The organism is Pseudomonas sp. TH08 (assembly GCF_016651275.1).
Taxonomy (GTDB): domain Bacteria; phylum Pseudomonadota; class Gammaproteobacteria; order Pseudomonadales; family Pseudomonadaceae; genus Aquipseudomonas.
On sequence record NZ_JAEKEE010000003.1, the window covers coordinates 449,822 to 474,800 of the forward strand.

The 24,979-nt window shown below is 58.8% G+C and carries 31 protein-coding genes and 1 pseudogene; 16 read left to right on the forward strand and 16 right to left on the reverse strand.

Going from position 1 to position 24,979, the window contains the following annotated elements; all coding sequences use genetic code 11:
- The first annotated feature begins 98 nt into the window (after positions 1 to 98).
- Positions 99 to 986 (forward strand): LysR substrate-binding domain-containing protein, encoded by an 888-nt coding sequence (locus JFT91_RS15385; RefSeq protein ID WP_201232926.1) that lies wholly within the window; start codon positions 99 to 101, stop codon positions 984 to 986.
- A gap of 274 nt (positions 987 to 1,260) precedes the next feature.
- On the opposite strand, the gene JFT91_RS15390 is transcribed toward JFT91_RS15385, so the two are convergent.
- The 4 genes from JFT91_RS15390 to JFT91_RS15405 all read right to left on the reverse strand — a co-directional run bounded on the left by JFT91_RS15390 (position 1,261) and on the right by JFT91_RS15405 (position 4,625).
- Entirely contained in the window at positions 1,261 to 2,148 is an 888-nt protein-coding gene (locus JFT91_RS15390) for an ATP-dependent nuclease (protein ID WP_201232927.1), read from the reverse strand.
- Positions 2,136 to 2,543, reverse strand: a complete 408-nt coding sequence (locus JFT91_RS15395) for a hypothetical protein (protein WP_201232928.1) — start codon at positions 2,541 to 2,543, stop codon at positions 2,136 to 2,138. Before JFT91_RS15395 ends, JFT91_RS15390 begins: the two co-directional genes overlap by 13 nt.
- 200 nt (positions 2,544 to 2,743) lie before the next feature.
- Positions 2,744 to 3,133: a c-type cytochrome gene (locus tag JFT91_RS15400; protein WP_201232929.1), complete on the reverse strand. Its 390-nt coding sequence runs from the start codon at positions 3,131 to 3,133 to the stop codon at positions 2,744 to 2,746.
- Positions 3,134 to 3,293: 160 nt separating this feature from the next.
- Positions 3,294 to 4,625 (reverse strand): aminotransferase-like domain-containing protein, encoded by a 1,332-nt coding sequence (locus tag JFT91_RS15405; RefSeq protein WP_201204531.1) that lies wholly within the window; start codon positions 4,623 to 4,625, stop codon positions 3,294 to 3,296.
- Between the two features lie 90 nt (positions 4,626 to 4,715).
- On the opposite strand from JFT91_RS15405, the gene JFT91_RS15410 reads away from it, so the two are divergent.
- Positions 4,716 to 5,609, forward strand: coding sequence for a DMT family transporter (locus tag JFT91_RS15410; RefSeq protein WP_201232930.1), 894 nt, complete (start codon positions 4,716 to 4,718; stop codon positions 5,607 to 5,609).
- A 3-nt stretch (positions 5,610 to 5,612) separates the two neighbouring features.
- Here JFT91_RS15410 and JFT91_RS15415 read toward each other — a convergent pair whose 3' ends face one another.
- Positions 5,613 to 6,428: an AraC family transcriptional regulator gene (locus tag JFT91_RS15415; protein ID WP_201232931.1), complete on the reverse strand. Its 816-nt coding sequence runs from the start codon at positions 6,426 to 6,428 to the stop codon at positions 5,613 to 5,615.
- Between the two features lie 130 nt (positions 6,429 to 6,558).
- Here JFT91_RS15415 and JFT91_RS15420 point away from each other — a divergent pair, with 130 nt between their 5' ends.
- A complete protein-coding gene (locus JFT91_RS15420) occupies positions 6,559 to 7,071 on the forward strand; it encodes a carboxymuconolactone decarboxylase family protein (protein ID WP_201232932.1) in 513 nt (170 codons plus the stop codon).
- Between the two features lie 118 nt (positions 7,072 to 7,189).
- Here the strand turns inward: JFT91_RS15420 and JFT91_RS15425 are convergent, their stop codons facing one another.
- Positions 7,190 to 8,635: a SulP family inorganic anion transporter gene (locus tag JFT91_RS15425; protein ID WP_201232933.1), complete on the reverse strand. Its 1,446-nt coding sequence runs from the start codon at positions 8,633 to 8,635 to the stop codon at positions 7,190 to 7,192.
- Between the two features lie 157 nt (positions 8,636 to 8,792).
- On the opposite strand from JFT91_RS15425, the gene JFT91_RS15430 reads away from it, so the two are divergent.
- Together JFT91_RS15430 and JFT91_RS15435 are read left to right on the forward strand one after the other, a co-directional pair.
- Complete coding sequence (locus JFT91_RS15430) at positions 8,793 to 9,110, forward strand: DUF7693 family protein (RefSeq protein WP_201204537.1); 318 nt, start codon at positions 8,793 to 8,795, stop codon at positions 9,108 to 9,110.
- A gap of 51 nt (positions 9,111 to 9,161) precedes the next feature.
- Positions 9,162 to 9,707 (forward strand): hypothetical protein, encoded by a 546-nt coding sequence (locus JFT91_RS15435; RefSeq protein WP_201204538.1) that lies wholly within the window; start codon positions 9,162 to 9,164, stop codon positions 9,705 to 9,707.
- A gap of 40 nt (positions 9,708 to 9,747) precedes the next feature.
- Here JFT91_RS15435 and JFT91_RS15440 read toward each other — a convergent pair whose 3' ends face one another.
- Both JFT91_RS15440 and JFT91_RS15445 read right to left on the reverse strand, forming a co-directional pair.
- Complete coding sequence (locus JFT91_RS15440; protein ID WP_201204539.1) at positions 9,748 to 10,383, reverse strand: hypothetical protein; 636 nt, start codon at positions 10,381 to 10,383, stop codon at positions 9,748 to 9,750.
- Positions 10,384 to 10,511: 128 nt separating this feature from the next.
- Positions 10,512 to 10,970, reverse strand: a complete 459-nt coding sequence (locus tag JFT91_RS15445; RefSeq protein WP_201204540.1) for a GNAT family N-acetyltransferase — start codon at positions 10,968 to 10,970, stop codon at positions 10,512 to 10,514.
- A 143-nt stretch (positions 10,971 to 11,113) separates the two neighbouring features.
- Between JFT91_RS15445 and JFT91_RS15450 the strand changes: the two genes are divergently transcribed.
- Positions 11,114 to 11,758, forward strand: a complete 645-nt coding sequence (locus tag JFT91_RS15450) for a TetR/AcrR family transcriptional regulator (RefSeq protein ID WP_201226344.1) — start codon at positions 11,114 to 11,116, stop codon at positions 11,756 to 11,758.
- Positions 11,759 to 11,766: 8 nt separating this feature from the next.
- Here JFT91_RS15450 and JFT91_RS15455 read toward each other — a convergent pair whose 3' ends face one another.
- From JFT91_RS15455 to ggt, 3 genes are all read right to left on the reverse strand, one after another.
- Positions 11,767 to 12,777 carry a lysozyme inhibitor LprI family protein gene (locus JFT91_RS15455; RefSeq protein ID WP_201232934.1) on the reverse strand — a complete coding sequence of 337 codons (1,011 nt, stop codon included), beginning with the start codon at positions 12,775 to 12,777 and terminating at the stop codon, positions 11,767 to 11,769.
- A gap of 122 nt (positions 12,778 to 12,899) precedes the next feature.
- A complete protein-coding gene (locus JFT91_RS15460) occupies positions 12,900 to 13,433 on the reverse strand; it encodes a cysteine hydrolase family protein (protein WP_201232935.1) in 534 nt (177 codons plus the stop codon).
- A gap of 65 nt (positions 13,434 to 13,498) precedes the next feature.
- Positions 13,499 to 15,226, reverse strand: a complete 1,728-nt coding sequence (ggt, locus tag JFT91_RS15465; RefSeq protein WP_201226346.1) for a gamma-glutamyltransferase — start codon at positions 15,224 to 15,226, stop codon at positions 13,499 to 13,501.
- 151 nt (positions 15,227 to 15,377) lie between these two features.
- Between ggt and JFT91_RS15470 the strand changes: the two genes are divergently transcribed.
- Positions 15,378 to 15,893, forward strand: a complete 516-nt coding sequence (locus JFT91_RS15470; protein ID WP_201232936.1) for a methylated-DNA--[protein]-cysteine S-methyltransferase — start codon at positions 15,378 to 15,380, stop codon at positions 15,891 to 15,893.
- Positions 15,894 to 15,991: 98 nt separating this feature from the next.
- On the opposite strand, the gene JFT91_RS15475 is transcribed toward JFT91_RS15470, so the two are convergent.
- The 4 genes and pseudogenes from JFT91_RS15475 to JFT91_RS15490 all read right to left on the reverse strand — a co-directional run bounded on the left by JFT91_RS15475 (position 15,992) and on the right by JFT91_RS15490 (position 19,033).
- Positions 15,992 to 16,579 (reverse strand): NUDIX domain-containing protein, encoded by a 588-nt coding sequence (locus JFT91_RS15475; RefSeq protein ID WP_201226347.1) that lies wholly within the window; start codon positions 16,577 to 16,579, stop codon positions 15,992 to 15,994.
- 115 nt (positions 16,580 to 16,694) lie between these two features.
- A pseudogene (locus JFT91_RS15480) lies at positions 16,695 to 17,696 on the reverse strand (chitinase); the annotation flags it as partial.
- A 40-nt stretch (positions 17,697 to 17,736) separates the two neighbouring features.
- The gene (locus JFT91_RS15485) at positions 17,737 to 18,372 is read right to left on the reverse strand and encodes a lytic polysaccharide monooxygenase auxiliary activity family 9 protein (RefSeq protein ID WP_201226349.1); all 636 of its coding nucleotides are present in this window, start codon (positions 18,370 to 18,372) and stop codon (positions 17,737 to 17,739) included.
- Positions 18,373 to 18,595: 223 nt separating this feature from the next.
- Positions 18,596 to 19,033 carry a hemerythrin domain-containing protein gene (locus JFT91_RS15490; protein ID WP_201226350.1) on the reverse strand — a complete coding sequence of 146 codons (438 nt, stop codon included), beginning with the start codon at positions 19,031 to 19,033 and terminating at the stop codon, positions 18,596 to 18,598.
- 138 nt (positions 19,034 to 19,171) lie between these two features.
- Between JFT91_RS15490 and JFT91_RS15495 the strand changes: the two genes are divergently transcribed.
- Complete coding sequence (locus JFT91_RS15495; RefSeq protein WP_201232938.1) at positions 19,172 to 19,597, forward strand: GNAT family N-acetyltransferase; 426 nt, start codon at positions 19,172 to 19,174, stop codon at positions 19,595 to 19,597.
- A gap of 69 nt (positions 19,598 to 19,666) precedes the next feature.
- Here the strand turns inward: JFT91_RS15495 and JFT91_RS15500 are convergent, their stop codons facing one another.
- Complete coding sequence (locus tag JFT91_RS15500) at positions 19,667 to 20,017, reverse strand: hypothetical protein (RefSeq protein WP_201232939.1); 351 nt, start codon at positions 20,015 to 20,017, stop codon at positions 19,667 to 19,669.
- A gap of 134 nt (positions 20,018 to 20,151) precedes the next feature.
- Between JFT91_RS15500 and JFT91_RS15505 the strand changes: the two genes are divergently transcribed.
- From JFT91_RS15505 to JFT91_RS15540, 8 genes are all read left to right on the forward strand, one after another.
- Complete coding sequence (locus JFT91_RS15505) at positions 20,152 to 20,481, forward strand: DUF6388 family protein (RefSeq protein ID WP_201204554.1); 330 nt, start codon at positions 20,152 to 20,154, stop codon at positions 20,479 to 20,481.
- A 25-nt stretch (positions 20,482 to 20,506) separates the two neighbouring features.
- Positions 20,507 to 21,211: a YoaK family protein gene (locus JFT91_RS15510; protein WP_201204555.1), complete on the forward strand. Its 705-nt coding sequence runs from the start codon at positions 20,507 to 20,509 to the stop codon at positions 21,209 to 21,211.
- Between the two features lie 192 nt (positions 21,212 to 21,403).
- Complete coding sequence (gene tusD, locus JFT91_RS15515) at positions 21,404 to 21,796, forward strand: sulfurtransferase complex subunit TusD (protein ID WP_201226354.1); 393 nt, start codon at positions 21,404 to 21,406, stop codon at positions 21,794 to 21,796.
- Position 21,797: 1 nt separating this feature from the next.
- Complete coding sequence (tusC, locus tag JFT91_RS15520) at positions 21,798 to 22,154, forward strand: sulfurtransferase complex subunit TusC (RefSeq protein ID WP_201232940.1); 357 nt, start codon at positions 21,798 to 21,800, stop codon at positions 22,152 to 22,154.
- A complete protein-coding gene (gene tusB, locus JFT91_RS15525) occupies positions 22,154 to 22,447 on the forward strand; it encodes a sulfurtransferase complex subunit TusB (RefSeq protein WP_201226356.1) in 294 nt (97 codons plus the stop codon). Before tusC ends, tusB begins: the two co-directional genes overlap by 1 nt.
- Entirely contained in the window at positions 22,444 to 22,779 is a 336-nt protein-coding gene (locus JFT91_RS15530) for a TusE/DsrC/DsvC family sulfur relay protein (protein WP_201232941.1), read from the forward strand. The genes tusB and JFT91_RS15530 overlap by 4 nt, the downstream gene beginning before the upstream one ends.
- Positions 22,776 to 23,777, forward strand: a complete 1,002-nt coding sequence (locus tag JFT91_RS15535) for a glycosyl transferase family protein (RefSeq protein WP_201232942.1) — start codon at positions 22,776 to 22,778, stop codon at positions 23,775 to 23,777. The genes JFT91_RS15530 and JFT91_RS15535 overlap by 4 nt, the downstream gene beginning before the upstream one ends.
- 91 nt (positions 23,778 to 23,868) lie before the next feature.
- Positions 23,869 to 24,870 (forward strand): glutathione S-transferase family protein, encoded by a 1,002-nt coding sequence (locus tag JFT91_RS15540; RefSeq protein ID WP_201232943.1) that lies wholly within the window; start codon positions 23,869 to 23,871, stop codon positions 24,868 to 24,870.
- Positions 24,871 to 24,979 lie beyond the last annotated feature (109 nt).

Genomic DNA, 24,979 nt, shown 5'->3' on the forward strand with positions numbered 1-24,979 from the left:
CATGCGCAACTTGAGAAGATCGTCGCCAGAGCTAGAATCTATTAGGTCTTCGCCTGACCGACCAACGCTATAAAATCATCGAGCCATTCTGAAACCGCATGGATAAAATTCGTCACCTTCCTTCCCTGCAAGCTCTGCAAGCGCTGGTCGAAGTTGCCCGCTGCGGCAGCTTCACCACGGCTGCGCAAAAACTGTGTCTGACCCAAAGCGCGGTAAGCCGACAGATCCAGCAACTGGAGAGCCACTTCAATGTGGCGCTGTTCATCCGCACCAGCCGCAGCTTGCGACTGACTCCGGAGGGAGAGCAGGTTTTGGCCAGCGCGCGCAGCATCCTCGAACAGTTGCAAAACCTTGAAGAACGCCTCGCCCCACAGAGGCGCCCCTTCCGCATCCGCATGCACGTGTCGCTGGCGGTGCGCTGGCTGCTGCCAAAACTCAGCGATTTTTATCTGCGCCATCCTGAGGTGGCGCTGGCCATTGAAACCGTCGCCACTGAAGTGGTTGAGCCGGCGAGTGACAGTGATGCCTACATTCTTTATCTGCCGCAACCGAGCAGCGATGCAGACTGCCTGACGCTATTTGAAGAAGCGCTGGTGCCGGTGTGTTCACCCACCCTCGCGCACGCACCGCGCTCGATCGACGAGTTGCAGCGTTTTGCCTTGCTGCACCGCTCGGCCGATCGCCAGGCGTGGATAGAATGGCTGGCGGCAAACGATGGAAAACCGCTGGAAGATTACCGGCACATCCCGTTCAACCTTGATGAGCTGGCTCTGGATGCGGCGGCACGAGGATTGGGCGTGGCGGTAACGGACATGACACTGGCGGCGGAGTCGATCGAGCGAGGGGTGTTGGTGGTGCCGTTCGGCGAACCATTGAAGACCGGCGGAGTTTACGCAATGTGCCTGCTGTCTTCGGCGGCGGGGCATCCTGCCTGCACAACAGTCCTGCAATGGTTCGCGAGCCATGCCCGAGTCGAGGCGGTATAACCTGCACCGCCTCTTGGCAATCGGCATGAAACGTTACTTCAACGGTTCGCTCGGTCGATAAATTCGCACAGCAGCGTTAACTGCCTGTCCAGATCCAGCACTTTGAGATCCACTTTCCACTTTTTGATATATCGGTTCGCCACGGCCACTTTATCTCCACTGCGCTTGAGATCCGTCGATTTTGCATTGGGCGCCGGTTTCGCAATTTCATATTTGAGCCAGTTCTCCCAAATGCCTGTGGCGGAATACCTGTGCAGATGTTTGTGCTGAGCCTTCAGGCTTTTTTGAATTGCGTTTCGTCGAGATAGTTTTCAATTTCACGACCTTCGGTCACCCAGGCAAAACCCGGTTCTTCCGTCGTTCCGGAAAACTCCTTTTTTAGTCGCTCCTTGGTGGGGTTGAGCTTGACGTGGGGAGCCTCTTTATCGCTGTCAAACATGATGGCGGAGTGGCGGTTGAGTTTTTTCAACTTGATCAGGTCAGCCAGTGGCTCCGTCTCAGCGGAGAGATGACTGAACAAACGCCCACCATAAAACATGATCGAGTAATGAACACCCTCGATGAAATCCTTGCGCTTATGGCGAATCCACCAGTTGAGGTAAATGCGATCGGAAGGACCTTCCACCCAGATCACACTGTTGGCCTGAAGCAGATCCGAAGCGCGATAGCCCAGTTGATCGAGCACTTTGCCAATGTTGGCCGATTGAATGTGGCCATCATGCATCTGAAATATTTTTACCGATGGTTTGCCATTCAATTCCGCCGCCGCGTTGATCAGCGCAGAAGAATGCGTGCTCATCAACAGTTGCAGCTTTCTTGCCTTGACCAGCTTCGTCATCACTGTAAACAGTAAACGTTGAAAGTGCGGATGCAGATGCGATTCGGGCTCTTCAAGCAAGGCGATCCCGCCTCGCGGAACGTCCTTGAGCCATTTCAGCACCGCCGCGTAAGCCTTCCAACCCGAGGGAAAAGACTCCACGGATAAGCTGTGTGGCGAAAGCGGCAACTCATCAGCAGCGCTGTCAGCCAGAAAGACGTTAAGGGTTTGCGCATCCTTCTTTTGCAGCGCGCCGCCGTTCTTTGGTGGGGGCAATCTGCCCTTGTAGGTATTCCAGTCGACCGCACCGGTCAACATTGGCCCCAGATCATTCAACAACAGCATTGCATCGGCATCGACAGGGAGCGTGCCACCACCGTGCAGATACCTGACAACGACGCCCTTTGCCGGAGGCGTTTGAATGCTCTGGCCGGCAGCGAGAACACGGGGAATTTTTTCTTTTTTATTTGCGCAGAGTCTTTCTTACGGTTTGTTCGACTCAGCATTTGGCACATCACCGAGTCATAGTGAGGGCCGACGGGCTCAAACTTGTATGAGTAATCAATCTTGTCAAAAGAAACGGAGAATCCAGAAAAAACGCCTGAAAAAGCATTCTCGGTATAAAGGCTGGGCAATAGTTGAGGAGAGGCCAGCGCCCTGACCATGTCGATGACTGTAGATTTACCCGCACCGTTACTGCCTATGAAGAGATTGATGTCAGTCAGGTCGATGCGTTCCATGACATCAATGTGTTGTTGTGTACCGGAATTCCCTTTGGGCGGCTTGGGCCGGACGTTCAATTGGCGTATGGAGGAAAATCGAAGGCTTCGAACATGCATGACCGTGTAGCGCCTGTCTTATTCAAAAAACATGGACTCTAGCAGACTCCCGACCGTCTATCTCGGCGGCCTCCAGAACATCTGGCGGCGTGAATCGCGCCTCACTGAGCCTGAAAACCCTGCAAATACGCCAGCAGGTTGTCGAGTTTTTCTTCGTCACTCAGCCCCCAGAAAATCATCCGCGTGCCCGGTACGACGCCTTTGGGATCTTTGAGATACGCCGTCAGTGTGTCGCGATCCCAGGTCACGCCGGAGTTTTTCATCGCATCGGAATACACGTAGTTGGCCGAGGTCCCGGCGGGTCGGCCGAAGATGCCGTTGAGTTGCGGACCGAACCCCGGGCGAGCTGATTCGCCGACCTGATGGCAGCCGCCACACAAGCGCGGGAAGATTTTCGCGCCAGCCTCCGGGTCGCCTGCTGCGTGGACGCCTGCGCTGAAAAAAGCTGCGGTGAAGATCAGGGCAAAAGACAGTGACGCGGTGTTTTTCATCGGACGATCCAGGACGGTGTAATGCAATTGAGGCAAGGCTAACATTTTGTGGCGAGGGAGCTCGCTCCCGCTGGATTGCGAGGCGATCCCGAATGTTGGGCCAGTTGCGCAGTCCAGCGGGAGCGAGCTGCCTCGCCACAGGGTTTTTACCGAGATGGTTTTACAGATAGGCAGCGATGATCTTCCTGACGGTGATCAATGCCTGGCGCAACAGCGCCATATCCACCGAGCCCAGCGCCAGACGAATCGCGTGGGGCACGTGCGTCGACACCGAAAACGGCTCAGCCGTGGTGACCGAAATCTGTTCGTGCATCAACTCGACGACAATCTGATCGGCGCGCACGTCTTCCGGCAGCGGCAGCCACACAAAGTACGAGGACGGATGACCGATGCAGGTCAGCCCCTGGAGCAACTCGACCGCCAATGCCTGACGCGCCTTGGCATCGTTGCGCTTTTGCTCTTCAAGCTCGATGACCGTGCCGTCATCGAGCCACGCGCACACCATCGCGGTCATCACACCGGGCGTGTTCCAGGTAGTGGCGCGAATGATCCGCTCCAGCGCCGGCACCGTTGGCAGCGGCGCGGCAATGAAGCCCACGCGCAGGCCGGTGGCAATATTCTTGGAAAGTCCCGAGACGTAAACAGTACGCTCCGGCGCCAGTTCGACCAGCGCAGGCGGCGGGTTTTCTACCAGAAACGCGTAGGCCGCGTCTTCGATGATCGTCAGTTCATGCCGCCGGGCAATCGCCACCAATTGCTCGCGCTGCTCGATCGGCATGACCCAGCCCAGCGGATTGTGCAGCGTCGGCATGCTGTACACGGCGCGTACCGAGCGATGCCGACACAGTTTGTCCAACGCCAGCAGATCCGGCCCCTGAGCGCTGACCGGAATCGGCACGATCTCCAGATGCAGCGCCTCCGCCAGCACCTTGAACCCGGAATAGGTCAGCGCGTCCGCCGCAATCACATCACCGGGCCTGAGTATTGCCATCAGCGCCACCGCCAACCCTTGCTGGGCGCCATTGACGATCAGCACTTGCTCGGCATCGACATTCACCCCACGGCTCAGCAGGTGCCGCGCGACCGAGGCGCGTTCGTGCGCGCGGCCTGCATGCGGTTGATAGCGCAGCAACGCTTCGAGGTCGCCGGACAGCGCCAATTGCCTTAGCGCCGTGCGCAGCAACTCGGCCTGACCGGGCAACGACGGATAATTGAAATTGAGGTCGATCATGCCGACCGCGACGTCTTTCTGATCAATGCCCTGCCCCGGCGACAACGAGGTTTCGCGCACAAAGGTGCCGCGCCCGGTTTCGCCGCTGACCAGCCCCATCGCCTCCAATTCGGCGTAAACCCGCGAGGCGGTGACCAGCGCCAGCCCATGCGCTGACGCCAGTTGCCGGTGGGTGGGCAGCCGCATACCCGGTGGCAATCGACCGGCGCGAATGTCCGCCGCGTAGGTGTCGACAAGCGTCTTGTAGCGAGCGCGCGGCATAGGGCGATGTATCCATGACAATTCTTTGATTGTCCTGATTCTCGTCCCTAGGATGGCCGCAACGCAACCCACCTCTGAGCGCGAACTCGTATGGAACGAACCTCAAACCTGGCCCAACCGGCCCTGGAAAAAACCAGCGGCTGGATCAACGGTTTTATCGGCGTATTGATCTTCAGCGGCTCATTGCCAGCCACGCGAGTGGCGGTGCTGGAATTCGATCCGGTGTTTCTGACGGTGGTGCGTGCAGCTATTGCCGGGGTGGTGGCGTTAGCCTTGTTGGGGTTGTTTCGCGAGCGCCGCCCGGCGCGACATCAATGGCTGTCGCTGTTCATTGTGGCGATGGGCGTGGTGCTCGGTTTTCCGTTGTTGACCGCCCTGGCATTGCAGCACGTGACGTCGGCGCATTCGATTGTGTTTGTCGGATTGCTACCGCTGGCGACGGCGATTTTCGGCGTGCTGCGCGGTGGTGAGCGGCCGCGCCCGGTGTTCTGGATTTTCTCGATTCTGGGCAGTGCTCTGGTCGTGGGCTTTGCGCTGTCGCAAGGCCTGAGCGCTTCGCCGACCGGCGATCTGCTGATGCTCGCGGCCATTGTCGCCTGCGGCCTCGGTTACGCCGAAGGCGCCAAACTGTCGCGAACCCTCGGTGGCTGGCAGGTGATCTGTTGGGCGCTGGTGTTGTCGCTGCCGCTGATGGCCCTGTTGAGTCTGTGGCTGGCGCCCGCCTCGTTCAGCCACATCAGCCTGTCGGCGTGGTTGTGTCTGGCCTATGTCTCGCTGTTCAGCATGCTCATTGGCTTTGTCTTCTGGTATCGCGGACTGGCGCAGGGCGGGATCGCTGCGGTCGGGCAATTGCAACTGCTGCAACCGTTTTTCGGCCTGGCGCTGGCGGCGACGCTGCTGCACGAGCACGTCAGCCTCGGCATGCTGGCGGTGACACTTGGCGTAATTTTGTGTGTGGCCGGGGCGAAGAAATTTGCCCGATAAGCGTTAGAGTCCTGCCTTCCACTCCCGAGGACTGAGCCCGGTTTTGCGCCGAAAGGCCCGGGCCAGCGCCGAGGGACTTTCATAACCGACTTCATCGGCAATCAACGCAATCGGCTTGCCTTCACGCAGGCGTTTCTGCGCCAGACTGACCCGCCAGCTCAGCAGGTAATCGGCCGGCGTCTGGCCGACGACGCGGCGAAACTGCTCGGCAAACCCGGCGCGCGAGAGGTTGGCGGCGCTGGCCAGATCCGCCACGCTCCAGGGTTTCGCCGGTTGCTCGTGGATCAGGTTCAAGGCCCGGGACAGGCGCGGATCAGCCAGCCCGGCCATCATTCCCGGTTGCTGATCACGGCTGCTGATGAGGTGCCGCAACAACAGAATCACCAGCAATTCGAACAAGCGATCCATCACCGCCATACGCCCGCAATGACCCTCGAACGCTTCCTTGAACAGCCATTCCAGCGTGCCGCTCAACTCTGGAATGTCGGTCAGTTTGAGCACCAGATAATCCGGCAACGCCGCCGCCAAGGCATTGCCTGAGCCGCCGTCGAATGTCAGCGACGCGCACACCAGTTTCGTCTCCATGGCCTCGTCGGCCGACATTCGGTGGGCAAACGGTCGGGGGAAGAAAATCAGCGAGGGTTCGGCAAGACGAATCTCGCGTTCAATTCCGGGTTTGAGCAGCAACTCACCCGCCTGCAACAGGTGCACATGCCCACTCGGCTCGCCCTCATGCACGCTGATACCGCAGAACTCGCCGCTGTGGAAGGTGCCGGCATTGACGCCGAAATGACTGAGCAGTGTAGACAGGCGATCCATGGTGACTCCCGGGGCAGTTCTGGACGATCTGTCGCATATCCTCGACGATATGACGCCAAAGCACCAGCCACGCTCAATAACATGAGCTCCATCGCCGGCGCACTTCGCACCGGACTTTCGGAGAGTCATCATGAGCCGCATCAACGCTATCAGCCTCGACACCGCCACCGACGCCACCCGCACGGTACTGGAAGGCGTGAAGAAGAAAATCGGTTTTCTGCCGAACCTGTTCGCCACTTTGGCCAAGGCCCCGTTGGCCCTGGATACCTACGTGCAAGCCTCGGCGCTCCTCGGCAAGTCGTCGCTGAGCGCCAAGGAAAAAGAAGCGGTGTACCTCGCCACGTCGCAGGTCAACGGTTGCGATTATTGCCTGGCGGCGCACACCTTGTTTGCAGGTAAATCCGGGCTGTCAGCGCAGGACATCGTCGCGGCGCGCCAAGGCGAACTCAACGCCTACGCCGCCCTCGCCTATCAACTGACGCAAACCCGCGGCCACTTGAGCGACGAGCACATCGCCGCCGCCCGCACCGCCGGGATCGACGACAGCAAAATCATTGAAGTGATTGCGCTGGTGGCGGTGCAGACCCTGACCAATTACCTGAACAACACGGCGCTGACCGAAATCGACTTCCCGGCGATCTGAAACTGCCCCCTTCCTTTGTAGGAGCTGTCGAGTGAAACGAGGCTGCGATCTGTTGATCTTGAGGATTTCAAGATCAACAGATCGCAGCCTTCGGCAGCTCCTACCGGGGACGAGGTGTTCAGTCGTGCGCGACGCCTGCACGCTTGAGCAGTTTCTTGCACCGTTCCGACAGATGAAACACCTGCAAATGCTTGCCAGCCTTCGCGTAACGCTCGCGCAGGGTTTTCAGCGCGGCAATCGCCGAGTAATCGACAAAGCTCAAGTGCCGGCAATCGAGCGTTACCTTTTGCGGGTCATTGGCCGGGTCGAACTGGTTGAGGAACGGCGTCGTCGAGGCGAAAAACAGCGTGCCGTGCAGGCGATAGAGCTTGCTGCCGTCAGCTTCCAGATGCTCATCGGCATACAACTCGCGGGCTTGTTGCCAGGCAAAATTCAGCGCAGCAATGATGATGCCGCACAGCACCGCCGTGGCCAGATCGGTGAATACGGTGATGGTGGTCACCGCGATGATCACCAGCACATCGTTGAGCGGCACTTTGTTCACCACCCGCAACGAAGCCCAGGCGAAGGTTTGCTGCGACACCACGAACATCACGCCGACCAGCGCCGCCAGCGGAATGCGCTCGATCAGCGGCGACAGAAACAGAATGAACAACAGGATCAACACCCCCGCCACCACACCGGACAAGCGCCCGCGCCCGCCGGAGCTGAGGTTGATCACGGTCTGGCCGATCATCGCGCAACCGCCCATGCCGCCGAACACGCCCGAAACCATGTTCGCCGCGCCCAGTGCCACACACTCGCGATCCGGGAAGCCACGGCTTTCGGTGATTTCATCGGTAAGGTTAAGGGTCAGCAGGGTTTCCAGCAGGCCGACCAGCGCCATCAGAATCGCGTAGGGGGCGATGATTCGCAGGGTTTCAAAATTCCACGGGATGTCCGGCAAGGCGAAGGTCGGCAGGCCACCGGCAATGTGCGCCATGTCGCCGAGGGTGCGGGTCGGCAGGGCAAACAGGTAGACCAGCAGGCCAACGCCGAGAATGGCGACCAGCGCGGGCGGTACCGCTTTGGTCAGGCGCGGCAGCATGTAGACGATGGCCATGGTCAGCGCCACCAGCCCGGCCATCAGGTACAACGGCGTGCCGCTGAGCCATGCTTCGCCGCTTTTGAAATGCTCCAGTTGTGCCAGCGCAATAATGATCGCCAGGCCGTTGACGAAACCGAGCATCACCGGGTGCGGCACCATGCGCACCAGTTTGCCCAGGCGCAACAGCCCGAACGCCAGCATGATCAGGCCGCCAAGCAGCACCGTCGCCAGCAGATATTGCACGCCGTGTTGCACCACCAGCGCAACAATGACGACCGCCATCGAGCCCGCTGCGCCGGAGACCATTCCCGGCCGCCCGCCGAACAAAGCCGTCAACGTACAAATGATGAAGGCGCCGTAAAGCCCCATCAACGGATTGAGGTGCGCCACCAGCGCAAACGCAATGCATTCGGGCAACAAGGCAAACGAGGTGGTGAGTCCGGCCAGGACATCGGCGCGCAGACGGATCGGTTTCATGGCTTACCTGATTGAGCGGCCAACGAGCATGGCCGCCGGTGTTCGGAAGAAAAGAGGGTTGCGGATGTTACGGAATTGTCCCGGATCGGGCCAGTGTCGCTGACACCTGGCGACGCGGGCTTTATGCTGGCGCGTTTCTGTATTCGCCGAGTTCAACATGTCTGAATTTCTGACTGCCCGCGAAGTTTGCCAGCGCTTGCGCGACGCTGCGTTGGGCGTACTTGCCTGCAAAGTGTGCGAAGCGCCGACCGAGGCCGGACTGGTCACGGTCGATATCGAGGGTTGGCGCCTGCTGCTGGATTTTACCGATGGGCGTTTGCATCACTGTGAATACGCCCGCCACTGCGACGGGCAGGAAGGCGCGCTGGATACATGGCAGCGTTATGGCACTGATCCGGTGAATTTGCTCAGTACCTGGGAATTGGCGCAAATCGAGAACTTGCTGATGGCTCAGATAAACAAGGTTGCTCGATGATGGCACTCTGCCCATAATTCGCCTCCCTACCTATCCACGCAAGGAACTGCCGTGAAGAAGTCGCTGTTGTTGATCCCGATGTTGGCGCTGTTGCTGCAAGGGTGTGGCATGACCATGCTGCGCTACGAGCCGAATTACGAGAACGTCCAGAAGCTCAAGCAAACCCCGCCGCTGCATGCGATCAGCAATCCGCAGGTCACCGCTCAATCCGGTGAAGGTTCGCTGACAGTGCGCGCCAATCCGATTCGCTCGCCATCCGGCAGCATTCCGGCACACATTCAGGATGCGATCAGTGAAGAACTGCGCAAGGCCGGTCTGCTTGACCCGCAAGCTCAGCGTCAGTTGAAAGTGCTGGTGGTGAAGAACGAAATGACCGCAGGCATGGGCACTGGCAACGGTGAACTTGCCGCACGTTTCACGTTGCTCAACGGCAATGATGTCGTGTACGACGCAACCAAGGATGTCAGCAGTCAATGGAGCAGCAGCTTCTTCGGGTTTATCGCGATCCCGAATGCGGTCAACGCTTACAACCCGATGTTGCGTGATCTGCTCAAAGAACTGTACAGCGATCCGCAGTTCATTCAGGCGTTGAAGTAACCGACAAAAAAAGAGCCGCAATCGCGGCTCTTTTTTTGCTTCACGCCCGTGGGGTGCGGGTTTCGAGTGCCGAGTATTTCAGGCTGTTGCTCTCGACCACTTGCTTGAGCAGCGCGTTGACCTGACGGGTGAACGTATCACTCATAGCCTCTTTAGGCGTGTTGGCCATCAGCGGGATGAACCAGATACCGAACCAGGTGCCAATCGCATCGTGATTGCTCGCGGTCGTCAGGGCCTGGCCTTGTCCGTCCACGGCTTCTAGGCTCATGGTGTACTGATCGGTGCCGTAAGCCGGAATCACCATCATGCTGAAACCACTGATAAACGCCAGCGCCATCGAGCCGGCGTTCGGCGGATGGTTGTACACCTTCAAGCGCAGGTTGTAATCGCCAGGCTGCTTCTGGAATTCGTCGAGCGTGACACGGCCGAACAGACCGGAGTCAGTGAGAATTTTCTGCAGTTGTGGCTTGAGTTGGTCGCGCCCTTGCGGCACTTCTACCGCAGAAGCACTTTTAGGCTCACCGACGTAGAAGTCGAAATCGACGTAAACATTTGGCTTGTTGGCGTAGTTGGCCATCGACGGCAGAGTCACCGGCGCGACTTCGTCTTTGGTGAAACTGGCGCAACCGCCCAGCGTCAGTACCAGGCCCAACGCCAGGATTTTCCCGAACTGCATGATGTCCGTCCCTATATGAACACAGCCAAATGATGGCAATGAGCCTCTACCTCAGAAGCCGGGCGGATTCTAGAGAGAGCGAACGTCTTGGGAAAGACCGAATGGGTGAAATCGGCAAAAATATTTGCTCAGCCCTGACGCAAATCGAGCAGGTAGGTGTAATAACCCGTGTCGCGCACATACCCCAGCGACTCGTATAGACCCTGTGCGGTGACGTTGTCGGTGGCGGTTTCCAGCATCAGGCCTTTGGCGCCGGTCTCCAGGGCAAATTCGCGAGCGGTATTCATCAACACCCGACCAACGCCGCGACCACGGGCAGTCGGCGCGGTGAACAGGTCGCTGAGCAGCCAGGTGCGGTGGGCGTCGATGGAGGAAAACGTCGGGTACAACTGCACAAAACCCAGCGCCTCTCCCTGCTCGTCCAGCGCGAGAAAAATCGCCGACTCGTTGCCCGCCATGCGCTCGGCGATGAAAGTGCGCGATTGTTCGATGTTTGAGGGTTGCAGGTAAAAACCTCGATAGGCATCGAACAGTTGGGCGACTGCGTCCAGGTGTGTCGCATCCGCTCGCAGTGCCTGAATGTTCATATTCCCGCTCCGTTTCTTATAAATGATCGAAACATCATAGCGCTGTCCGTCGAGTACGCTGGCCTCACCGCTATATAGTTTTGTATATTGCGAAACCGAAATCGCCAGAACCTTTCCATGCCGTCCATCCATTCCGTGTTTCCATGAGCGCTATACGAGTCCGCAACGAGCAGTTGATCCTCGCCGCCGCCAGCGAAGAATTCGCGGCCAACGGCTTCGACGCCACCCAGACCCGCGACATCGCGGCCCGCGCCGGGGTGCCCAAGGCGAATCTGTATTACTACTTCCAGACCAAGGAAAACCTGTACGGCAAAGTGCTGCTGGGTTTTGTCGAGCCGCTGCTGGAGGCTTCGGCGGTGCTGCGCGAGAGTGACGACCCGTTGATTGGTCTGCGCGCCTACGTCGCGGCGCGCATCCGCATCGCCCGTGAGCATCCGGCGATTGCCAAGGTGTTCAGCGGCGAGTTGTTGCTCGGCGGTCGACAGTTGCCGGACGAGTGTCGCGACCTGTTGCACGCGGAAGCGCGGCGCAATGTCGACTGTTTGCGCAGTTGGATCGAGCGCGGTTTGCTGGCGCCGGTAGATCCCGAACACTTGATGCTGTTCATTTGGTCGGCGACGCGTACGTACACCAATATTGGCTGGCAAATGGGCTGCATCACCGGGCGTGCCGAGCCGCAGGATGAGGACTATCAGACGGCTGCGGAGACGATTACGCGCATGGTGCTGGAGGGCGTGGTGGTAGCGCCCCGGGTTGGGGAGATTCGTGGGGTTTTGTTTGCGACTTGAGTGCGCGGTCAAGGCATGAAGTCAACGGGGAGATCCTGGTAGCTCTTCATGCGTTCGCTCCAGACTTGCAAGGCTTGAGGCAGGCGGTTTTTCCACTTCGGTTCATTGGTGTAATAGCGCAGGCGTGATTTGCCGCCATCGTATGTCACCAGCAGTACCCAGAAGCGCGCGCCGCCGGCACGCATGACCACGCCGGTTCCGCCCAGACCGCGCATCCACATCTCGGTGACCTGACTGTCCGGGACGTCGGATGACGGTTCAGCGGTCATCAACGAACCCGACATTTCCACCGCCCTTTGGTAGTCGTTTTCAAGCAGCGCGTGCAAGGCCTGGTTGTCGGCGGGCGTTCGCACCAGGCCCAGGCTGAGCATGTCGTAATCCAGGCTCAGCCGCTGCTCCGAGGCGATAAAGCGGCCGGTGTAATACACGCCCATGCCGGCGCTGCAATAACCGCCAGCGTCCGTTTGCGAGATATCCAATACACCATTGATCGGCGTGAGCAACAGGGTGCATTCGTCCTCTGAGTAGATCGCTTTGCCGTCCTTGAGCGTGGCGACGCCCTCAAGATCGCCGGAGTTGCCGCCCTCAGCCGCCTCTATGCTGACGATGATGTGAGTGGCGTCGCGGCGCTGGGTAGTCGCGGTCGCCGACGTTGAGGTGCCGGGCGGAATCAGTTGCCAGGTCGCGTCCCAGTTGAAGGGTTGAGTGGCGTGCTCAAGTTCGGCCAGACGCATCAAATATTGACGGCGCAAGCAGGCCGTCAGATCGACACAGCCGTTGCGATTTTTCAGCCATTGGCGTTGATCGGTCTTGAGCGCCTTGGGATCGGGGACGCTGGCCAGCGTCGCGCGCCAACGCTCTGCGAGCTGCTCGTCGAGCCGCGAAAGATCCGCATCGGCACAAATGGCTTTTTCAGTTTTGCTGCCAGCGCTGGCGCAATCGAAACTGCTGGCGTGGACGACGGAGGTAAACGCGAGGGCCGTCAGCGCCAGGGCATGACGGAGGGTCAAGGCGAACATCGATAGATTCCATTCTTCAAACGGCGCGCATTATGCCAGTGCCGCTGACAGAAATCCTCGCTGGACACCAAGGTTCCAGCCAGCCTCCGCATATCCCTGTGGGAGCCCACAGGACATCGGAGTTAGAACGCAATGTCCAAGGCAGGTTTGACATCGATCCGCGCCACCGAGCCGGTCAGGTGCGCCAGATCCTTGTTGTGTTCGGCGATGATGTCTTCGGCGCTCATGTTGCCGTTGTCGAGGGTGGAATGAGCGTCTGCGGCGAGTACCACGTCGTAGCCCAGTTGATGGGCCTGGCGCACGGTGGCGTTGACGCAATAGTCGGTTTGCAGGCCGCAGATCACCAATCGCTCGAAATCTTCGGCCGGCAGCAATTTGCCCAGGTCGGTCTGGTAGAACGAATCCGGGGTGGTTTTGCGCACGCGCAGATCTTGCGGGGAGGTCTCAAGCCCTTCGGCCAGTTGCCAGCCTTCGGCACCATGGGCCAACGGGCTGTCCTTTTCCTCATGCTGAATCAGCACCACCGGCACCCCGGCCTTGCGGGCGCGGGTGCTGAGGTTGTTGATGGTGGCGATCACGCGGTGGATGTCGTGGCACTGGTATTCGCCCGAGCACAGGGCGCGCTGAACGTCGATGATCAGTAATGCGGTGGTCATGATGAGCCTTCTTTGATCATTCCTTGAAACAGGGACGGACTGGCGTCCGTCCCCTTTTACGCCTCTCAATAGCCCAGTGACAACCCGGTATTGCGCCGTGGGTCGTTGGCGCCGTAGAAGCGGTTTTTCCCTACCGGCTTACCGCCCAGCGACGGTGCACCGACCAGAATCGCAGCGATGTGGTTGGCATCTTGCGGCCCGGCAAACTTGTGGCCCCAACTCTCCAGAATCTTCCGGGTATCGGGACTCGCGGCGAAGTCTTCGAGGTTGGTTTCCTCCGGCATCCATTGCTGGTGGAATCGCGGCGCGTCGACTGCTTCCTGCAAGCCCATGCCGTAGTCGATGACGTTGAGCATGGTCAGCAAGGTCGCGGTGATGATCCGGCTACCGCCCGGCGTACCCACCACCATGACCACTTTGCCGTCCTTGGTGACAATGGTCGGGCTCATCGACGACAACGGCGCCTTGCCTGGGGCGATGGCGTTGGCTTCCCCCTGCACCAGACCGTACATGTTTGGCACGCCGACCTTGGAGGTGAAGTCATCCATTTCGTCATTGAGGATCACCCCGGTCTTGCTCGCCATCACGCCCGCGCCGAACCAGTCGTTGAGGGTGTAGGTGACCGAGACCGCATTGCCCCACTTGTCGACGATCGAATAGTGCGTGGTGTTGCTGCCTTCATGGGGTGCGACGCCGGGTTTCAGTTCCGCCGACACGCCAGCCTTCTGCGGCTGGATCGCGTTGCGTAATTTGGTCGCGTAGTTCTTGTCGAGCAGGTGCTCAAGCGGATTTTTGACGAAATCCGGATCGCCAAGGTAGCTGTTGCGATCCACGTAGGCGTGGCGCATCGCTTCGATCTGGTAGTGCATGCCCTGGGCTGAATGGAAGCCCAAATCCTTCATCGGATAGCCTTCGAGAATGTTCATGATCTGGCAGATGACCACCCCGCCAGAGCTTGGTGGTGGTGCCGAGACCACGTGATAACCGCGGTAGTCGCACTCCACCGGAGCCAGTTCGCGAGTCTTGTACTTGTCGAGGTCGGCCTGGGTAATGATGCCCTTGTTGGCCTGACTGGAGGTGACGATGGCGTCGGCCACCCAGCCTTTATAGAAACCGTCAGCACCTTTTTCGGAAATGCTGCGCAGGGTCTTGCCGAGATCCTTCTGCACCAGTTTCTGCCCAACCTGCATCGGCTCGCCGTTGTGCAGGAAGATCGAGCCGGAATCGCGCATGTCCTTCTTGAACACATCGGTGGCGTACTCAAGCAACTCGACGTCACCTTGCTCCAGTTCGAAGCCGTCCTCAGCCAGTTTGATCGCCGGGGCGATCATGTCCTTGCGCGGTTTGGTGCCGTACTTGCTCAGCGCCAGCTCCATACCAGAGACAGTGCCTGGCACGCCGACGGCCAGGTGCCCGCGTGTGCTGAGGTCGGGAATGACATTGCCTTCTTTGTCGAGGTACATGTTGGCCGTCGCCGCCAACGGGGCTTTTTCGCGGAAATCGAGGAAGGTCTTGCGCCCGTCCGCCAGTTGAATGGTCATGAAACCGCCACCGCCGAGGTTACCGGCCGCGGGATAAACCACCGCCAGCGCATAACCCACGGCGACCGCCGCATCCACAGCATTGCCGCCGTTTTTCAATACATCGACGCCGACATGAGTTGCCAGATGTTGCGCGGTGACCACCATGCCGTTTTCTGCAGCAACCGGCGCTACCGAAGCAGCGTGAGCCATGAGACAGCTGAGTGCCAATGAGGTCGCTATCAGCGATTTGGCCAAAGGTTCGTACTTCATGAGTCGATCTCTTTTTTTGTTTTAGGGTCTGTGCAAAACAGAGGGGAACGCTTCAAGAGCAACAAGCAGTATGGTCGGCTTTGCGGTTTGCGCCTCCCCGATCAGGCAGTATGCTGAGCGCTGTTGCCGTGCTGATCCGGAGCCTGCTGTCATGCCTTACACGTTCATCACCCTGCCCTCGCCGGTCGGCAAACTGAAGCTGGTCGCGAACGGTTCAAGACTGGCAGCCATCCTCTGGGAAAACGACAAACCGAATAGGGTGCGTCTCGGCTCGATGAGCGAAGCGCGGGACAATCCGATTCTGCTCAAAACCGCTCGGCAGCTTGAGGAGTATTTCGCCGGTACGCGGGATCACTTCGATCTGGAGCTGGATTTTGTTGGTACCGATTTTCAAAAACAGGTCTGGGCAGCGCTGCTGACCATCCCGTTTGGCGAAACGCGCACGTATAGCCAGATTGCCGAGCAGATTGGCAACCCTTCCGCGGTGCGGGCGGTCGGTGCGGCAAATGGGCGAAATCCGATTTCCATCATTGCACCGTGCCACCGGGTTATTGGTGCTTCGGGAAAACTGACCGGATTTGCCGGGGGGCTTGCGGCGAAGGAACGGTTGTTGAGGCTGGAGGGTGGTGACTGGGCACAGGTCGGTAAAACCGGGGATTTGTTTTAGTCAGTTAAAACAGATCAAGGGATCGCAGCCTTCGGCAGTTCCTGCCCTGGAATGCGTTTTCCTGTAGGAACTGCCGAAGGCTGCGATCTTTTGATTGATCAGGTAAACAGGTTATTCATCGCCGCATACTGCAACAGCATGATGGTCTTGGCATCGCAGATCTCGCCGCGATGGAACGCTGCCAGCGCATCATCGAAAGACCATTCAAGCACTTCCAGTTCTTCGGTCTCTTCTTCCAGACCACCACCGTCACTGACCTTCGATGACGTGTCGTATTCAGCAATGAAGAAATGCAATTTTTCGGTCACCGAGCCCGGACTCATGTACGCCTCGAACACCTTCTTTACATCGCTGACGCGGTAGCCGGTTTCTTCCTCGGCTTCCGCACGAATGCGTTGCTCCGGCGCTTCACCTTCAAGCAAGCCCGCCGCCACTTCGATCAGCAATCCGTCATGACCGTTGACGAACACCGGCAAGCGGAACTGCCGGGTCAGCACCACGCTGCGCTTCTCACGGTTGAACAACAGTATCGCCGCGCCATTACCGCGGTCGTAGACCTCGCGAGTCTGGCGCTGCCACTCGCCGTTATTGCGGTGATAGTCGAAGGTGATTTTCTTCAACAGATACCAGTCGTGGGACAACACCTGAGTGTCGACGATGTTGACCCGCTCGGCGGTATTGGGCATGACGTTCAGTCCTTTTTCTCATCAATAGGCAGCCATGGTCGAACAATCGCGCCCACAAAAAAAGCCCGGCAGCGCTACCGGGCTTCTTTATTTACAGCTAACCGGCGAGGGTTCCGTGAATCAGCGGGCCATAGCGCCGGCTGAACTCCCAGCTGTACGGCACATGATCCTTGTTAGTGCCGTTGTCCCAATTCACCGACCAGGTCATCAGACCCTTGATCGGTAGTCCCTTGATCGCCAGACGCTTGAGCACGTTACCCACCACGGTCTTGTCGATGACATAACCGGTAGCAGCCGCGTCGACGTTGGCTGGCAGACCGATGACAAACTTGTCCGATGGGATCCTTGTGAACCCCCGCGTCCCGGTCACCAGACTTTCGGTCAGGTAGTAGAGGAAATCCTCCTTCAGCGCATCGTTGTTCTGCGCGATCCACGCACCTGCGCCGTTGTTGGCTTCCGGTACCCAGACACCATCGCCGCCCTGGTTATAAAACTGCGGGGCAATGAAGTCGTAGTAACCCTCCAGCGCTTGCAGGTAATCGACGTATTTACCGGTGCTGGTCAGGTACGGAAACTCCGGGGCCATGCTGATGATGAAATGCTTGCCCTGGCCTGCGTAGTGATCCTTGACCAGTTTCAGTGCGGCCGGCAGCACAGTCTTGTTGGCAGCGAAATCAATCGCGCTCTGTTCAAGATCGATGTCCAGCCCATCGAAGCCGTAGGTTTCCACCAGACGGATGATTTCATTGGCCAGCGGTTGCTCCTGACCGGCGCGCAGTTCGATATGTGCGTCAGCGCCACCCAGGGAAATCAGCACCGCCCGCCCCTGACTGTTGAGCACGCCGACCTGACGGCGAAACTCGGCGTCGGAAACGTTGAACGGCTTGAAGGTCGGAATACCGCTGCCCTTCATGAACGCCACCGCGACCACGTTGTATTCCTTGGGCACATCTTCCAGCGAGAGGCTGGCGAAGCGCCCTTGACGGTAACCATCACTCGGCCCCGCCGGCCAGTTATGCCAGAAGCCCATGAGGATCTTTTTGCCGGCAATGCTCGGCATCAGCGAAGCTGCATCGCTCGCCGGGTTTTGCATCAAAGAGAAGTCGATTTTTGACATGTTCTAATCCTTCAGAACGTGTGAGTTCAGCTTCGCCGCCTTATTTGAAGTCGACGTCGAAGGCCTGATAGAAAGCGTTGCCGGTGTTGGCGACAATCCACATCAGCACGATGACGTGATGACCTTTTTTGCCGTCAGGCAGTTTCACCGAGTGATTGACCTTGGCTTTCAGCTCATTCGGATAGCTGTAATACGGCACTTGGGTGTAGAAGTCCTCGAAGAACGGCTGCGCTTCGAGTTGCGCGCGGCTGATGCGTTGTTTCGGGTCCCAGCCATCCTTGGTGATCAGCCAACGATAGCCGCGAGTGGTGTGCGGCGCGGTGTATTCCCATTTGACTTCGAGGACCTGCCCCGGGGTGACATTCAACAGCGGCCAAGTGAAAGGCCGGCCGAGTTTTTTGCTCATTTCCTCGCTGGTGAAGTTCACACAATCGCGGGCATCGGTCTTGCCACCGCTGAGAATGTAGCCATCAGCCGGCGGCGCGACACTGGCCGAGTCGGTCTGGTATGGCGCAGGAAACGGACCGGCCACCAATGCCGGGAAGTTCTTGCCTCCCTCCATTTCGTTAACCTGCCAGGCGCCGAGCAATCCTTGCTCGATAGCGACCGCACCGCGGCTCGCCGGGGAGGTAACGCGACCGTGTCGCAGTTGGGTTTGTGCTTGTGGTTGATTCATGTTTTTCACTCCGTTGATTTAAGAACTCTCCCTTCCGAGGAGAGGCCTTCAAGCTAACGGAGGTGGTTTTTTTGTCCATCGGCGCTTTTGTCGCACTCAGACAAGGCACACCCCGCAAAATCACGAAAAGACTGGATGGATGAACAGTGTATTGCGAGCCGTCGCACTCGGCGTGTAGGCAAAGGCGTACGCGCCGAGGCTACGAAAACCTGCATTCAGCGATTTACGGCAGTTGCGCCTGGAACTCTTTTTCGTATTGCCCGGCGAGTTGCACTTTCTGCTTTTCGTCGAGCAATTTACCGGCCATCTGGAAGAATTTCTGTTCCTCTTCCTCAAGGTGATGGTGAACCTTTTCCGACAACTTTTTCGCCGTGGCCAGCCAGGCAGGGCTGGACATCTCGGTCTCGTCGAGCTCTTCCATCATCTCGTCCATTTCGTGGTGTTCGGAAATGGCATGGCGACTGAGATCGACACCGTTGTCGAACTCCATCAACGGAATGTAGAAGTGGCGTTCTTCGGCGGTTTCGTGGGCTTGCAGTTCGGCTTTCAACAATTTGTAAGCCTCCACCCGTTCCGGGGTGTCACCGCTGGTTTTGATCAGGCTTTTGGCGTAGGTGCGCTGGCGGTCATGGCTTTCGCGAAGGGCTTCGAAAATGTTCATGGGATGTCCTCATCAACCGCGTTCTGGAATGACGCTGTAAAGGCTAGACCGCAGCGCTCGCGCGACGGTTCCAAGCGTGTTGAATCGAGGCCTGCGGACGGGATAGGCTGCGGTTTCATTGCTATCAAGGAAGCGCAAATGAATTTGCGGATCGAGCTGTCGCAACATTCAACGGAAGAAGAACGCCAGGCCATTCTGGCGCCACTGCATGCCTATAACGTCGCCCAGGCCGGGATTGCAAAATCGGAACCGCTGACCCTGCTGGTGCGCGACGATCACGATCAGATCCTCGGCGGGCTGTATGGCCGGCTGGTCTGCCAATGGCTGTTTATCGATTTACTGTCAGTGCCGGAGGAAGGCCGGGGCCAGGGGATTGGATCGAAGTTGATGCGCATGGCCGAAGACCTGGCGCGGGAGAAAGGCTGCATCGGGGCCTGGCTGGACACTTTCGACTTCCAGGCGCCGGAGTTCTACAAAAAACTCGGCTATAGCCAGTTCGGCGAGATCGTCGATTACCCGCCGGGGCACAAACGGCATTTTTTTCAGAAGCGCTTGATCGGTTGAATCAACCGGCCTCTTCGCGAGCAAATCGAAGAGGCGAGTACCGTCACCACAGCACGCAACTGACTGCCGCTACAGACAAGTCGCCAACGCCGCCAAACGCCGCTTGGCAACAAAATCATCCTTCTGCGCGTAGTAATTCAGCGTCGTGCCCGAGGGCTCGGTGATGACATCGACAAACGATTCAGCGGAACGCGTATACACCGTGGTGCCACCCGGCTTGCGTGGCTCCAGGTAAGCCCCTGCATCCACACCGAACACCGCCTCGTCCTGCCAGCCAAATTGCACGCACTGGGCAACGACTTTCTCGGCTTTGTCCGAAGTCAAAACCCTGGAAGGTGTTTTAGTGCGAGCATCGTCCATCACCGATCCCGCGCAACCGGCCAGCAGCGTCGCCGCCAGCGCTACCATCAGCATTCGCATTGCATTCGCTCATTCAGAAAAAAGCGGACTGTATCACCGCAGCAGCCGGAATCGTTCTGCTTTACTGCATTTATAGCGCGACACGCACGCACCGCTGCGGCAACCTAAGGTCATCAGCCTCACAAGGAAAACCCATGGCGCCTACCGATCAGCGACATGAACACGCCCTGAAAATGTTTCTCGACGCGCGACCTGACTTGCGCGAAACCCTCGACCATCTCAATCCATTGCTGGCCCAGGCCAAAGGCGAAACCCAGGCACAGTATCGCGAAGAGCGTCTGCACGAAGCCTTTGAGGCGGAAGCAGAACATCTTGGATTGTTCGCCTGGGAACTGACGCTGCAACTGACCGCTGATTCGCCTGAGGAGTATCAGGCGCAGCGTCTGGAAGTGCACCGTGAAGTGGCGGAAATGGCCGGGATGGACTGGCTGGAATACTGCGAACTGTATGGCATAGAACCGTAACCGCCACTCAAGGACTCTTGTATCGATGCTGCCCTCGACCTCAACCCGGCATGCCAGTCCCGGTCATCTGCACACGCAGAAATGGCGCGGTCGCGTGGGACTGGCGCTGGTCGCGAGCCTGTCGGTACTGGCTGGCATGACCGACGCCATCGGTTTCATGGCCAGCGGCGATTTCGTCTCGTTCATGAGCGGTAACACCACTCGATTGGCGGTGGCGATCAGTGATGGCGACTGGGGGCTGGCGTTGCGCCTGGTCATCCTCGTGGCCACGTTTATAGTCGGCAATGCCTTGGGCGTGTTGATCGCACGGCTGGGCGGCCGGCGCACGTTGCCGTTGCTGCTGTGCATCGCCACCCTGCTCTGCGCAGCGGCAGCCTGGCCTGCCGACGCGCAGTTGCCAGCGCTGCTGGCGGCGATTGTCGCGATGGGCATGCTTAACGCAGCCGTCGAAGAAGTGAACGGTCTGCCGGTCGGGTTGACCTACGTGACCGGGGCACTGTCGCGATTCGGCCGAGGACTGGGGCGCTGGATGCTCGGCGAGCGCCGCAGCGGCTGGCGGGTGCAACTGGTGCCGTGGAGCGGCATGTTTGTCGGGGCGATTCTGGGTGCAGTGCTGGAACATCATCTGGGGCTCAAGGCCTTGTTCGTCAGCGGCTTGCTGGCGGCGATCCTGGGATTGTTGTCCCTGACCATCCCCCGTCGCTGGCAGCTCGGCTACATGCCCCGCTGAAAACGCACTTAATACTGTAGGAGCTGCGGCACGCTGCGATCTTTTGATCTTGTTTTTAAAAAGCAAAATCAAAAGATCGCAGCCTCGTTTCACTCGACAGCTCCTACAAGCTCATTCACTCAGGCAACTTGGGTTTCGCCGCTACACCGATAAAGCTTTATCATGGCCGCAGTTTTGCAGATCGAGTCCGTCATGAAGTTTGCCATCGCGCTGTTTTCCGCTGCCCATGCGCCCTCCTCGCGCCGTGCCCTGCTGTTTGCGCAGGCGGCACTGGCCGGCGGGCATGAAATTGTCCGGCTGTTTTTCTATCAGGATGGCGTCTACAACGCCTCCGACGCGGTAGTCACTCCGCAGGATGAACTGGACTTGCCCAAGCAATGGCGCAGTTTTATCGCCGAGCAGAAACTGGATGGCGTGGTGTGCATCGCCGCTGCGCTTCGCCGTGGCGCGCTCAATGCTGAAGAAGCCAAGCGCTATCAACGAGAGGCTATTTCGGTGAGCGCTCCGTGGGAACTATCCGGCCTAGGTCAGTTGCATGACGCGGTGCAAGACGCCGACCGTCTGCTCTGCTTTGGAGGCGCGTGAGATGGCCAAGTCCCTGTTGATCATCAGCCGTCAATCGCCGTGGTCCGGCCCCGGTGCCCGCGAAGCCCTGGACATCGTGCTCGCTGGCGGCGCGTTCGATCTGCCGATCGGCCTGCTGTTTCTGGACGACGGCGTGCTGCAACTCGCAGCCGGGCAAAACGCCAAGGCGTTGCAACAAAAAGACCTCAGCGCCAATCTGCAAGCGCTGCCGATGTTTGGCGTCGAAGAGTTGTTTTACTGCGCCGACAGCGCCAGCACTCGCAGTCTCGCCGATCTGTCCCTGGACGCGGCGCAGCCGCTCGCAGCCGAGCAAATCACCGCGCTTATTGACCGTTACGACCAGGTGATCACCCTCTGATGTCGACTTTGCATGTGTTGTCTCATTCCCCATTCGGCGACGATCGCCTCAACAGTTGCCTGCGCTTGCTCGGCAGCGCTGATGCTGTGTTGCTGTGCGGTGACGCGGCCTACGCGCTGCAACCCGGCACCGCGCCGTTCTTGGCGCTGCAAAGCCGCCAGATCAAATTGCTCGTGCTGACCGAAGACGCTCAGGCGCGCGCCGTGCAGGTCCCGGACTGGGCCGAAGCCATCGATTACCCGGCCTTCGTCGAACTGTCGATCCACCATGACAAGGTCAACAGTTGGCTATGAACTCCATGACCGTCGGCGCCCGCGCCATCGAACTGGACAAGGACGGCTTCCTCGTCGACCTGAGCGATTGGTCGCACGATGTCGCCAGCGCCCTCGCTGCTGCCGAAGAAATCGAGTTGACCGCCGAACACTGGGAAGTCCTCGAACTGCTGCGCAGCTTTTATGCCGAATTCCAGCTGTCCCCGGCCACGCGGCCATTGATCAAGTACACCGCACTCAAACTCGGCCCGGACAAAGGCAACAGCCTGCACCTGAACCGACTGTTCAAAGGCACCCCCGCCAAACTCGCCGCGAAACTGGCGGGCCTGCCCAAACCGACGAATTGCTTATGACCGACTTTCCAGCACTGACCCTCGAAACGCCCGCCGAGCATCCGTTCGCCCAATTCGTGCGCATCCTCGGCAAGGGTAAACGTGGCGCCCGCGACCTGACCCGTGAAGAGGCCCGGGAAGCCATGGGCATGGTGCTCGACGACAAGGTCGAAGACACCCAGTTAGGTGCATTCCTGATGCTGCTGCGGCACAAGGAAGAAAGCGCCGAGGAAATGGCCGGTTTTACCGAGGCCCTGCGCGAACGCTTGCAGGCGCCAGCCCTGAATGTCGATCTGGACTGGCCGACCTATGCGGGCAAAAAACGCCATCTGCCTTGGTATTTGCTGGCGGCTAAATGCCTGGCACAGAACGGCGTGCGCATCTTTATGCACGGCGGCGGCGCGCACACCGCCGGGCGCCTGTACAGCGAGCAATTGCTCGGCGAATTGAATATCCCTTTGTGCCGTAACTGGCAGCAGGTCGGCTCAGCACTGGATAACGGTGGTCTGGCGTTCATGCCGTTGCTGGACTGGGCGCCACAGCTGCAGAACATGATCGACCTGCGCAACACCTTGGGTCTGCGTTCGCCGATTCATTCGCTGGCGCGGATTCTCAACCCGCTGGGCGCACGTTGTGGCCTGCAAAGCATCTTCCACCCCGGCTATCAGGCCGTGCACCGTGATGCCAGTGGCCTGCTCGGCGACACGGCGATTGTGGTCAAGGGCGACGGCGGCGAAATCGAGATCAACCCGGATGCCGACAGTCACCTCTACGGCACCACCGGCGGCGAAAGCTGGGACGAGGAATGGCCGCAATTGTCGGCGCAACGCCACGTCAAACCGGCATCGCTGGACGTTGAGCATTTGAAAGCCGTGTGGCGTGGCGACGTGGTCGACAGTTATCCGCAAATGGCCCTGATTTCGACCATGGCCCTGGCCTTGCGCGGCCTCGGTCAATCCCGTGAACAGGCTTTCGAAACCGCCGAACAATACTGGGCCGCACGGGATAAATCGATTTAATCGATCATAGGCGCCCGATCTTTGCGCTTTTCGTTCGAACTCATGGGCATAGACTCGGCTCCAACGTTTATTGGATTGTGGAGTCTTGATCATGGGTTTACTCGTTGATGGCCACTGGCAGGACAAGTGGTACGAAAGCAGCAAGGACGGCGCGTTTCAGCGCGAACAGGCAAAACGGCGCAACTGGGTTACCGCTGACGGCCAACCTGGCCCAAGTGGCGAAGGCGGTTTTGCCGCCGAAGCCGGGCGCTATCATCTCTACGTGTCGCTTGCCTGCCCTTGGGCGCACCGCACCCTGATTCTGCGCAAGCTCAAAGAGCTGGAAAGCCTGATCGACGTTTCGGTGGTCAGCTGGCTGATGCTGGAAAACGGCTGGACCTTCGACAAGGCTCACGGCTCGACCGGCGACAAGCTCGATGGCTTTGACTTCATGCACCAGCGTTACACCGCCGACACTGCCGATTACACCGGTCGCGTGACGGTTCCAGTGCTGTGGGACAAGAAGCTCAAACGCATTGTCAGCAACGAGTCAGCGGAGATCATCCGCATGTTCAACAGCGCGTTTGATGGTTTGACTGGCAACGAGCTGGACTTCTACCCGACGCCGTTGCGCGGGGAAATCGATGCGTTGAATGAGCGGATTTATCCAGCGGTGAACAACGGCGTGTATCGCGCCGGGTTTGCCACGTCGCAACAGACTTATGAAGAAGCGTTTGATGAGGTGTTTGCCGAACTCGATCATCTTGAGCGCGTATTAGGCGCCAACCGCTATCTGACCGGGGAATACCTGACTGAAGCGGACATTCGCCTCTTCACCACGATCATCCGTTTTGATGCGGTGTATCACGGGCACTTCAAGTGCAACCTGCGGCGGATTGCCGATTACCCGAATCTGTCGAACTGGTTGCGTGAGTTGTATCAGTGGCCGGGGATTGGCGAGACGGTGGATTTCCAGCACATCAAAAATCATTACTACGGCAGTCACAAGACCATTAACCCGACGGGGATCGTGCCGAAGGGGCCGGAGCAGGATTTCACCGTGGCCCATGATCGGGCGCGGTTGGCTGGCAAAGGGGTTTGGCGCCAAGGTTGATTGATGCTGTGTTTTTGCAGGCCTCTTCGCGAGCAGGCTCGCTCCCACATTGGATCTGTGTCGTGCACAAATCCCCTGTGGGAGCGAGCCTGCTCGCGAATGGGGCGAC

Bases quoted from the DNA above. Each gene is read 5' to 3' on its own strand.
- JFT91_RS15385 (WP_201232926.1), top strand. From the start codon at position 99: ATGGATAAAATTCGTCACCTTCCTTCCCTGCAAGCTCTGCAAGCGCTG.
- JFT91_RS15390 (WP_201232927.1), bottom strand. From the start codon at position 2,148: ATGCTGTTGTTGAATGATCTGGGGCCAATGTTGACCGGTGCGGTCGAC.
- JFT91_RS15395 (WP_201232928.1), bottom strand. From the start codon at position 2,543: ATGGAACGCATCGACCTGACTGACATCAATCTCTTCATAGGCAGTAAC.
- JFT91_RS15400 (WP_201232929.1), bottom strand. From the start codon at position 3,133: ATGAAAAACACCGCGTCACTGTCTTTTGCCCTGATCTTCACCGCAGCT.
- JFT91_RS15405 (WP_201204531.1), bottom strand. From the start codon at position 4,625: ATGCCGCGCGCTCGCTACAAGACGCTTGTCGACACCTACGCGGCGGAC.
- JFT91_RS15410 (WP_201232930.1), top strand. From the start codon at position 4,716: ATGGAACGAACCTCAAACCTGGCCCAACCGGCCCTGGAAAAAACCAGC.
- JFT91_RS15415 (WP_201232931.1), bottom strand. From the start codon at position 6,428: ATGGATCGCCTGTCTACACTGCTCAGTCATTTCGGCGTCAATGCCGGC.
- JFT91_RS15420 (WP_201232932.1), top strand. From the start codon at position 6,559: ATGAGCCGCATCAACGCTATCAGCCTCGACACCGCCACCGACGCCACC.
- JFT91_RS15425 (WP_201232933.1), bottom strand. From the start codon at position 8,635: ATGAAACCGATCCGTCTGCGCGCCGATGTCCTGGCCGGACTCACCACC.
- JFT91_RS15430 (WP_201204537.1), top strand. From the start codon at position 8,793: ATGTCTGAATTTCTGACTGCCCGCGAAGTTTGCCAGCGCTTGCGCGAC.
- JFT91_RS15440 (WP_201204539.1), bottom strand. From the start codon at position 10,383: ATGCAGTTCGGGAAAATCCTGGCGTTGGGCCTGGTACTGACGCTGGGC.
- JFT91_RS15445 (WP_201204540.1), bottom strand. From the start codon at position 10,970: ATGAACATTCAGGCACTGCGAGCGGATGCGACACACCTGGACGCAGTC.
- JFT91_RS15450 (WP_201226344.1), top strand. From the start codon at position 11,114: ATGAGCGCTATACGAGTCCGCAACGAGCAGTTGATCCTCGCCGCCGCC.
- JFT91_RS15455 (WP_201232934.1), bottom strand. From the start codon at position 12,777: ATGTTCGCCTTGACCCTCCGTCATGCCCTGGCGCTGACGGCCCTCGCG.
- JFT91_RS15460 (WP_201232935.1), bottom strand. From the start codon at position 13,433: ATGACCACCGCATTACTGATCATCGACGTTCAGCGCGCCCTGTGCTCG.
- ggt (WP_201226346.1), bottom strand. From the start codon at position 15,226: ATGAAGTACGAACCTTTGGCCAAATCGCTGATAGCGACCTCATTGGCA.
- JFT91_RS15470 (WP_201232936.1), top strand. From the start codon at position 15,378: ATGCCTTACACGTTCATCACCCTGCCCTCGCCGGTCGGCAAACTGAAG.
- JFT91_RS15475 (WP_201226347.1), bottom strand. From the start codon at position 16,579: ATGCCCAATACCGCCGAGCGGGTCAACATCGTCGACACTCAGGTGTTG.
- JFT91_RS15485 (WP_201226349.1), bottom strand. From the start codon at position 18,372: ATGAATCAACCACAAGCACAAACCCAACTGCGACACGGTCGCGTTACC.
- JFT91_RS15490 (WP_201226350.1), bottom strand. From the start codon at position 19,033: ATGAACATTTTCGAAGCCCTTCGCGAAAGCCATGACCGCCAGCGCACC.
- JFT91_RS15495 (WP_201232938.1), top strand. From the start codon at position 19,172: ATGAATTTGCGGATCGAGCTGTCGCAACATTCAACGGAAGAAGAACGC.
- JFT91_RS15500 (WP_201232939.1), bottom strand. From the start codon at position 20,017: ATGCGAATGCTGATGGTAGCGCTGGCGGCGACGCTGCTGGCCGGTTGC.
- JFT91_RS15505 (WP_201204554.1), top strand. From the start codon at position 20,152: ATGGCGCCTACCGATCAGCGACATGAACACGCCCTGAAAATGTTTCTC.
- JFT91_RS15510 (WP_201204555.1), top strand. From the start codon at position 20,507: ATGCTGCCCTCGACCTCAACCCGGCATGCCAGTCCCGGTCATCTGCAC.
- tusD (WP_201226354.1), top strand. From the start codon at position 21,404: ATGAAGTTTGCCATCGCGCTGTTTTCCGCTGCCCATGCGCCCTCCTCG.
- tusC (WP_201232940.1), top strand. From the start codon at position 21,798: ATGGCCAAGTCCCTGTTGATCATCAGCCGTCAATCGCCGTGGTCCGGC.
- tusB (WP_201226356.1), top strand. From the start codon at position 22,154: ATGTCGACTTTGCATGTGTTGTCTCATTCCCCATTCGGCGACGATCGC.
- JFT91_RS15530 (WP_201232941.1), top strand. From the start codon at position 22,444: ATGAACTCCATGACCGTCGGCGCCCGCGCCATCGAACTGGACAAGGAC.
- JFT91_RS15535 (WP_201232942.1), top strand. From the start codon at position 22,776: ATGACCGACTTTCCAGCACTGACCCTCGAAACGCCCGCCGAGCATCCG.
- JFT91_RS15540 (WP_201232943.1), top strand. From the start codon at position 23,869: ATGGGTTTACTCGTTGATGGCCACTGGCAGGACAAGTGGTACGAAAGC.